The organism is Verrucosispora sp. SN26_14.1, assembly GCF_004307965.1.
In the GTDB taxonomy this organism is placed as follows: Bacteria; Actinomycetota; Actinomycetes; order Mycobacteriales; family Micromonosporaceae; genus Micromonospora.
In genome coordinates, this window is the sequence record NZ_SISL01000676.1 from 1 (window position 1) to 2,304 (window position 2,304).

The 2,304-nt window shown below is 73.8% G+C and carries 1 protein-coding gene and 2 pseudogenes; all 3 read right to left on the reverse strand.

The genetic code is table 11. The features are described 5' to 3' along the window. A pseudogene (locus EYA84_RS30755) lies at window positions 1–801 on the reverse strand (hypothetical protein); the annotation flags it as partial. 86 nt (window positions 802–887) lie between these two features. After that, window positions 888–1,787, reverse strand: a complete 900-nt coding sequence (locus EYA84_RS33770; protein WP_236146059.1) for a hypothetical protein — start codon at window positions 1,785–1,787, stop codon at window positions 888–890. Between the two features lie 36 nt (window positions 1,788–1,823). Further along, window positions 1,824–2,304, reverse strand: a pseudogene (locus EYA84_RS32805) (serine/threonine protein kinase); the annotation flags it as partial.

A 2,304-nucleotide genomic window follows, 5' to 3' on the forward strand; every position in this document is an offset into this window, starting at 1 on the left:
CTCCCGGGCGGCCTCCGCCTCCCGCTCGCGGGCCGCCTGCTCCTCACGGTCCCGGGCCGCCTGCTCCTCACGGTCCCGGGCCGCCTGCTCCTCGCGCTCGCGGCGGGTGGCGGAGTAGGCCCGAGCGTGCTCGGCGATGGTGCGCGACTCCGCCTCGGCGCGGGACAGCCACGACTCCCAGCGGTTCTGCATCGGGCGGATCAGCCCGCCGCCCACACCGACGACGAGGATGCCGCCGACGGTGGCGAGCACCGCGATCAGCACCGGGGTGGTGACGGCGGTGGCCACACCGATCTGGTTCAACGCCGCGATGACGCCGAGACCGAGAATGAACGCCGAGGCGATGGTGGCCAGCAGCCGGCCGTAGGACAGCCCGCCGAGCGCGCCCGAGATCAGGTCCTTGACGGCGCTGGCGATGGCGGCGGCTACCACCACGATGACGATGGCGACGAAGGCCCTCGGCAGCCAGGCGATGACACCGGCGATCAGGTCAGAGATCGGGTTCGGTCCCCAGATACCGAACGCCAGATAGAGGGTGAGCAGCAGGATCCCGTAGTACGCGAGCTTCGCCACGACGTCACTGGCGTCGTACCGGGAGCGGGCCAACGCCCGACGGATACCGCCGCGTTCGACCGCCCGGTCGAAACCGACGCGTTCCAGCAGCCGGCCGACGAGTTTCAGCACCGCCTTGGCGATCAGCCAGCCGGCCACCAGGATCGCCACGAAGGCGACGGCCTTGGGTAGGAAGAGGAGTATGCCACGGAGGGTGTCCCCTACCGCGTCGCCGAAGTTGTCTCGCATCCGTTGGTCCTTTGCAGGGGCGGTCGGTTCGTCCGGCCCGACCTACCCCCGGGCGCTGCGCGAGAAACGTCGCGGGTGTCCGGCCGTCAGCCCGGACAGGAGTACGCGACCTCGGTGGCCGCCTGCGCCGACGACGGCGAGACGACGTTCACCGTGGCCGTCTCGGTGGTGCTGCCGACCCCGCTGAACGTCCACCGGAGGGTCAGCTCCACGGTCCGCTGCCCCGGACCGACCCGCTCGGTCAGCAGGGCACCCGGTGCGCTCCCGGACCGCAGCCACTGGTACTCGACGGTGCCGGGGCGGCCGTTGGTGCGTACCGTGGCGACGACGTCGACGGTGACGTCGCACCGCTGTCCCGCCGGGTGGGGCACCGCGACGCTCACCCCGCTGATCTCCATCGGGTTCAGCCGCTGCCAGATCCAGAAGCCGACCGCGGCCAGCAGCACGAGGGTGAGCAGAGTGGACAGCACCGATACCGACCGACGCCAGAGCGACCTGCGGCGCGGTGCCGGTGTCGGCCACGCGGGCGCCGACGGCGGGGCGGCCGGCACTCCGGGCCCGAAGCGCAGTTCACCGCCGGGTCCGGTGGTCGGTGCCGCGAGCGCACCGCTCGTACGCACCGTGGCGGCCCCTACCGGGTACGCGGTGGTCGTGCCGGACGGCGGATGGGTCGCCCCCTGAGTGGCGTCGAGGTCCGGGGTGGGCCATGACGCGGTGCCGTCCCGCGACACCGGCCGCCCGGCAACGCCCGACGGGGTCGCCGTCTCGGTGCGACCGAGGTAGACCGTCGGTTCCGCAGCCGCCGGTCGGGCCGACGCGTCGGTGCGACCGAGATAGACGGTCGGCTCCGCCGTGCCCGGCCGGGTCGGCGGTGCCGTGCCACCGGGACGGGTGGTCGGATGGGCGCCGTCCACCCGGACCGTCGGTTCGTCGGTCGAGGTGGGCGGGGGCGGCCACGCGTGGGTCGGGTCGTCGGGCTGGGTCACGGCAGGTCTCCCGGAGGTCGTGAGGCGCGCGCCCGGTCAGCCCGGGGTGCAGAAGGAGTAGAGGGTGACGTACGTCGTGTCACCGCTGGTGGTGTTGCCGGCGGCGTCCGTCGCGACCACCGTCACCGGGATCCGGACGGTGGTCGCGGGACGGGGCAGATTCGCGAGGACGCCCTGGAAGCCGTTGCCGCCGGCCGGGTCCATGCGCCGCTCGTACGACTGCTTCCCGATCGTGTAGCGGGCGCGGACCCGCAGGTCGTCGGCGTCCGTGCGGTCGTCCTGCACCAACGCGGTGACGGTGCTGGCGGTGGGCCCGTACGGGCAGCCGGCGGGATCGAGCGCGGTCGGGCTCGCGGCGACCCGACCGACGGTGGGTGCGGTGACGTCCGGCGGCGGGGCGCTGGTGCTCGTCGACGGCGACGGGTCTGCCGTGGACGGTGCGGGATCGGTGGGTGTCGGCGAGCCGGTCGGCGCGGTGGTGGTGGCGGTCGGGTCGGGGGGCGTCACGGACGTCGGG